Consider the following 5,302-nt stretch of genomic DNA (forward strand, 5'->3'; position numbering starts at 1 on the left):
GCTACACCTGCCCCCACGCCTAACCCCCCGCCGTCCCTGCCCCTGCCTCCGCCTCGGTTGATCATGAAGTTATTGCCACTCGGCGCGGCGTGTCGGCGCAATAACTTCATGATCAACGGGACGGGGTGGGGGTGCGGAGGGTGCTGCGTTGGACGGCGCGGCTGATGTCGCTGGGGGAGACGATTCCGGTTAGGTGACCGTCTTCGCTCACCACCAGAGCGCGGCCGTCGGCGCACTCGCTGAGCCGGGGGAGCAGGTCGTTGAGCTGTTCACCGGCCTGGGCAAGGACCAGTTGGTCGGCTCGGCAGGCCACCTCGGCCAGCGTGGTCGATGCCCGCCGCTCCGGCGGTACGCCCCGCACCCGGTCGACGGTGACCAGGCCGGTCGGCCGGCCGTCCTCGGTCAGCGGCAGCGCCGAGTGCCGGTACGCGAACAGGTAGTGGTCGACGAAGTCCGCGACCGTCATCTCCGCCGACGCGGTCTGCGGCTGCGGGGTCATCACGTCGCCCACCCGTATCCCGCGCAGCGCGTTGCCGGTGCGGGCCTGCCGCTCCTCCATCCCGGCCGCGCCGATCAGGAACCAGCCGATCAGCGCCAGCCAGAGCCCGCCGAAGCCGACGCCGGACAGGAACTGCCACAACCCCAGGCCGATCAGCAGCACCCCCAGCACCCAGCCGGCCCGGGCGGCGACCACGGACGCTCGGGTCCGGTCACCGGTGGCCTTCCAGACCGCGGCGCGCAGCAACCGACCACCGTCCAGTGGTGCGGCCGGCAGCACGTTGAAGATAGCCAGCAGCACGTTGATGCCCGCCAGCCAGGCCACCGCCCCGAACAGCAGCCCGCCCTGCCCGGCCAGCGCGAGCAGCGCCGCGATGGCACCGAAGAACGCCCCGATCAGCAGGCTCACCAGCGGGCCGACGCCCGCGATCCGCAACTCCGCGCCCGGGTCGCGCGGCTCACCCCGCAACTCGGCGACGCCGCCGAACAGCCACAGCGTGATGCCGTCGACCGTCAGCCCGTTGCGCTTGGCCACCACCGCGTGCGACACCTCGTGGGCGAGCAGGCCGACGAAGAAGACCACCGCCGCGGCCAGCCCGGCGAGGGTGTACGCCACGGGCGAGTGGTCGGGGTACGAACGGGGGAACTGGTTCGCGGCCAACCCCCACGCGATCAACGCGAAGATGACCAGCACGCTCCAGTTGACACCGACCGGTACTCCCGCGACCCGGCCAAGCCGGAAACTGGCCCTCATCTCACCGAGATACCCCGCCAGACCGTGGGCATGCGAGAAAGGATCCACTCCGGTTTCATGAAGTCGGGGTGTCCTGGCGCCAGGGATACCCCGACTTCATGAAAGACGAGTGGATCATGCCCGCTGTCTGGCGGCCGAGCCCAGGTCAGCGGCGGGGGGTTTCGCTGGCGATGGTCGCCTCCCGCGGTAGGGCCGCCGCGCGCAGCGCCCAGTCCAGCGCGTAGTCGGCGATCTGCTCCCAGCCGTCCTGCCCGACGGTGAAGTGTGATCGGCCGGGGAACTGCTCGTACGCGGTGAGCGCGCGGGACTTCTGGTAGAGCCCGGCGTTGGCGCGGACCACCGACGCCGGCACCACGTGGTCGACCTCACCGGCCATCAGCAGCAGCGGTGCCCGGTCGTTACGCCCGACGTCGACCCGGGCTGGCGAGCGCGGGTCGAGGTTGGCGAACGCGCCCTCGAAGAAGACCCGTCCGGCGCCGGGGACCGCGTAGCGCTGCCAGGCCCGGTCGGAGTCCTCGCGACTCATCGTGTTGCCGAAGGTGTAGGCGAAGTCGTCCGGGGTGAACGGGACGGCCCTGCTCCGGTTGGCGGGGCTGCGCAGGATCGGGAAGCCCGAGCGCAGCTGACTCAGCGGCACCTTGAGCACTCCCTTGATCGCCGCGGGATGCACCCCCACCACCGCCGCGCCGAGACCGCGATCGGCGAGGACCTGGGCGAACAGGCCGCCGAACGAGTGCCCCATGATGATCGGCGGCCGGGGCAGCGCCCGAATGATCCGGTCGTAGTGCGCCACGATCGTGGCCATACTCTGCTCGGCGATCGGGCTGGGGTCGTCGCGCAACTGCTCCACGGACCGGTCCATGCCCGGCCAGGCGGGGGCGATGACGTGCATGCCGCGCTCGGTGTACCGCTGGGCCCACCCCTCCCAGCTGCGCGGCGTCATCCAGAGCCCGTGGACCAGCACGACCGTGTCGACCTGACCCTGCGGCGTGGCACCCATCGCGTCCTCCCGGTGTCGCGGTTCGGCCCGGCGGTTACCCGCTGTGCCCGTCCGGAATCCGGCCGCCCTGACAAATGTCACGGTCGGGGCGTGACGACCGCTCCGGGCATCGCGGTACGCCCCGCCGGAGCATCAGTGGCATGACCAGTACGCATCCGGCTGTCGAGTTGGACGGCCTCACCAAGAGCTTCGGCGCGGTCACCGCGGTAGACGGGTTGAGCCTACGGGTGCAGCCCGGCGAGGTGGTGGCGTTCCTCGGCCCGAACGGCGCGGGCAAGACCACCACCATCGACATGCTGCTCGGGCTGTCCCGGCCGGACACGGGCACCGTCCGGGTCCTCGGCGGCACCCCGGACGACGCGGTGGCCCGGGGCCGGGTCGCCGCCGTACTCCAGACCGGCGGGCTGCTCAAGGACCTCACCGTGGGCGAGACGGTCCGGATGACCGCCTACTTCTACCGGCACACCCGTCCGGCGGCGGAGGTGCTGGAGCGGGCCGGCATCACCGACATCGCCGACCGGGTGGTCGGGCGCTGCTCGGGTGGTCAGCAGCAACGACTGCGCTTCGCGTTGGCCCTGCTGCCCGACCCGGACCTGATGGTGCTCGACGAGCCGACCACCGGCATGGACGTCGAGGGCCGGCGGGACTTCTGGCAGGCCCTCCGCCGCGACGCCCGGCGCGGACGGACGGTCATCTTCGCCACCCACTACCTGGACGAGGCGGACGCGTACGCCGACCGGATCGTGCTGGTCCGGCAGGGGCGGATCGTCGCTGACGGCACCACCGCCGAGATCAAGAACCTGGCCGCCGGCCGTACGGTGCGGGCCACCCTGCCCGGTGCCGACCAGGCCGCGCTCGCCGCGCTGCCCGGCGTGGACGCCGTGGAGGTGCGCGGCGACAGCGTGCTGGTGCGGACCGGCGACTCGGACGCGATCGCCCGGCACCTGCTGACCCGGACCGCCGCCCGGGACGTCGAGATCACCTCGCGCAACCTCGAGGACGCCTTCCTCGCCCTGACCACCGCGCAGACCGGAGCCTGAGATGACCACCGCCACCCCCACCCGCGCCGGTGCCGCGGGACCGGACCGTCGGCTGCCCGCACTGGGCGGGTTCGCCCCCGGCGCCCTGCGCATCGAGCTGCGCCGGGTGTTGCGCAACCGCCGCACCCTCGCCTTCACGCTGATCATGCCGGGCGTCTTCTTCCTCATCTTCGGCCTGCCGCAGGGCGGGCAGTCACTGGACAACGGCCGGCCGGTGACGGCGTACGTCATGATCAGCCTGGCCGTGTACGCGGCCATGGTGGCCACCACAAGTGTCGGTGGCGCGGTGGCTACCGAGCGGGCCCTGGGCTGGAGCCGGCAGCTGCGGCTCACCCCGCTCCGCCCGGCGGCGTACGTGGCCACCAAGCTGATCACCGCGATGAGCCTCGGTCTGCTCGCGGTCGTCGTCGAGTTCCTGGTGGGCGCCGTGGCCGGTGTCCGCGTCCCGGCGTACGTCTGGCTGCTGTCCGGGCTCGCCGCCTGGCTCGGCTCGCTGGTCTTCGCCGCGTTCGGTCTCTTCATCGGCTACCTGGCGCCGGCCGAGAACGTCATGCAGATCATCGGCCCGGTGCTCGCGGTGCTGGCCATGTTCGGCGGGCTGTTCGTCCCGGTCGAGGTGCTGCCGGACGTGCTCCAGCAGGTCGCGAAGTTCACCCCGGTGTACGGCATGGGCGTGCTGGCCCGCGCCCCGCTGACCGGCGACGGGGTGAGCCTGGCGGCGGTGGCCAACCTCGTCGTCTGGGCGCTGCTCTTCGGCGTCGGCGCGGCCCGGCTGTTCCGCCGGGACACCGCGCGGGTCTGACCGGGCCGGGCCGCTAGCGTGAACCCGATGGACCTCTCGACCGGGCAGCCCTGGCCGGTGAGCCGCCACTGGCGGGTCACCGGCTGGCTGCTGGCCGCCGTCTGGCTGTTCTTCCTCAACGTGCCGCTCGCCACCGCGCTGCACCAGCCGGAGCCGTGGCGGCGGGTCCTCGGTGTGGTGGCCCTGGTCGTCTTCGGCATCGGTTACGTGCTGCTGTTCCAGTGGGCCCGCAAGCTGCGCCAGTCCCTGCAACCGATCCCGGTGGGCCGGGCGCGGGCCGGGCTGACGCTGCTGCTCGCGGTGGGCCTGGCCAGTCTCCCGGGCACCGGCGGGGACTGGCTGGCCACCCTGGTCTACGTGGCCGCGGCGGCGGTGTTCCTGCTGCCGCCGTGGGAGGCGCTGGCCGCCGTGGTGGTCTGCGCGGTGACCCCCGTGCTGGCCTCCTGGCTGGTCCCGGGGTGGGAGGCGGAGAACGGCATCGTCTTCGCGGTGCTGCTCGCCTCGTTCGCCATGTTCGGGGTGTCCCAGCTGGCCCAGCGCAACAGCGAGCTCCGGGCCGCCCAGCAGGAGATCGGCCGGCTCGCGGTCGCCGAGGAGCGGGCCCGCGCCGCCCGCGACCTGCACGACATCCTCGGGCACTCGCTGACCGTGGTGGCGATCAAGGCCGAGCTGGCCGGGCGTCTCATCGAGGTCGACCGGGAACGGGCCGCCGCCGAGATCGCCGAGGTGGAGGCGCTGGCCCGGGCCGCGCTGGCCGACGTACGACAGACGGTCGGGGCGTACCGCGAGGTGAGCCTCGCCGCGGAACTGGCCGGCGCCCGCTCCGCGCTGGCCGCGGCGGGCATCGCGGCGGACGTGCCGGCCGAGGTGCCGGAGCTGACGGAGGAGTGGGACCGGTTGTTCGGCTGGGCGGTACGGGAAGGGGTGACCAACGTGGTCCGACACAGTGGGGCGCGATGCTGCGTGATCCGGGTACACCCGGATCGGGTCGAGATCAGTGACGACGGTCGTGGCCCGTCCACTCCCGACGCCAACGGGCACGGGCTGGTCGGCCTGCGGGAGCGGGCGCGGCGGCTGGACGCGGTGGTGACGGTCGGTCGTCGACCGGCGGGTGACGGTTTTCTGTTGCGGGTGCACGCGCCGGGGGAGGCCCGGTGAACGGCGGGTCCACGCCGATCCGGCTGCTGCTCGCCGACGACCAGGCGCGG

5 protein-coding genes are annotated in these 5,302 nt (G+C 72.8%); 3 read left to right on the forward strand and 2 right to left on the reverse strand.

Translation table 11 applies throughout. The features are described from left to right. Positions 1-112: 112 nt before the first annotated feature. Complete coding sequence (locus PSH25_RS31630) at positions 113-1,252, reverse strand: site-2 protease family protein (protein ID WP_238662545.1); 1,140 nt, start codon at positions 1,250-1,252, stop codon at positions 113-115. Between the two features lie 145 nt (positions 1,253-1,397). Next, positions 1,398-2,252: an alpha/beta hydrolase gene (locus tag PSH25_RS31635; RefSeq protein ID WP_238662546.1), complete on the reverse strand. Its 855-nt coding sequence runs from the start codon at positions 2,250-2,252 to the stop codon at positions 1,398-1,400. 140 nt (positions 2,253-2,392) lie between these two features. On the opposite strand from PSH25_RS31635, the gene PSH25_RS31640 reads away from it, so the two are divergent. Genes PSH25_RS31640 through PSH25_RS31650 form a run of 3 tightly spaced genes read left to right on the forward strand, consistent with a single transcriptional unit; the run spans position 2,393 to position 5,252 of the window. Then, a complete protein-coding gene (locus tag PSH25_RS31640) occupies positions 2,393-3,292 on the forward strand; it encodes an ABC transporter ATP-binding protein (protein ID WP_238662547.1) in 900 nt (299 codons plus the stop codon). A gap of 1 nt (position 3,293) precedes the next feature. Beyond that, complete coding sequence (locus PSH25_RS31645; RefSeq protein WP_238662548.1) at positions 3,294-4,094, forward strand: ABC transporter permease; 801 nt, start codon at positions 3,294-3,296, stop codon at positions 4,092-4,094. Between the two features lie 27 nt (positions 4,095-4,121). Beyond that, entirely contained in the window at positions 4,122-5,252 is a 1,131-nt protein-coding gene (locus tag PSH25_RS31650; protein ID WP_238662549.1) for a sensor histidine kinase, read from the forward strand. Positions 5,253-5,302: the final 50 nt, after the last annotated feature.

Source organism: Micromonospora foliorum (assembly GCF_022229015.1).
Taxonomy (GTDB): Bacteria; Actinomycetota; Actinomycetes; order Mycobacteriales; family Micromonosporaceae; genus Micromonospora; species Micromonospora foliorum.

What these genes read in the sequence shown, in the direction of transcription:
- PSH25_RS31630 (WP_238662545.1), bottom strand. Translation starts at nt 1,252, where the DNA reads ATGAGGGCCAGTTTCCGGCTTGGCCGGGTCGCGGGAGTACCGGTCGGT.
- PSH25_RS31635 (WP_238662546.1), bottom strand. Translation starts at nt 2,252, where the DNA reads ATGGGTGCCACGCCGCAGGGTCAGGTCGACACGGTCGTGCTGGTCCAC.
- PSH25_RS31640 (WP_238662547.1), top strand. Translation starts at nt 2,393, where the DNA reads ATGACCAGTACGCATCCGGCTGTCGAGTTGGACGGCCTCACCAAGAGC.
- PSH25_RS31645 (WP_238662548.1), top strand. Translation starts at nt 3,294, where the DNA reads ATGACCACCGCCACCCCCACCCGCGCCGGTGCCGCGGGACCGGACCGT.
- PSH25_RS31650 (WP_238662549.1), top strand. Translation starts at nt 4,122, where the DNA reads ATGGACCTCTCGACCGGGCAGCCCTGGCCGGTGAGCCGCCACTGGCGG.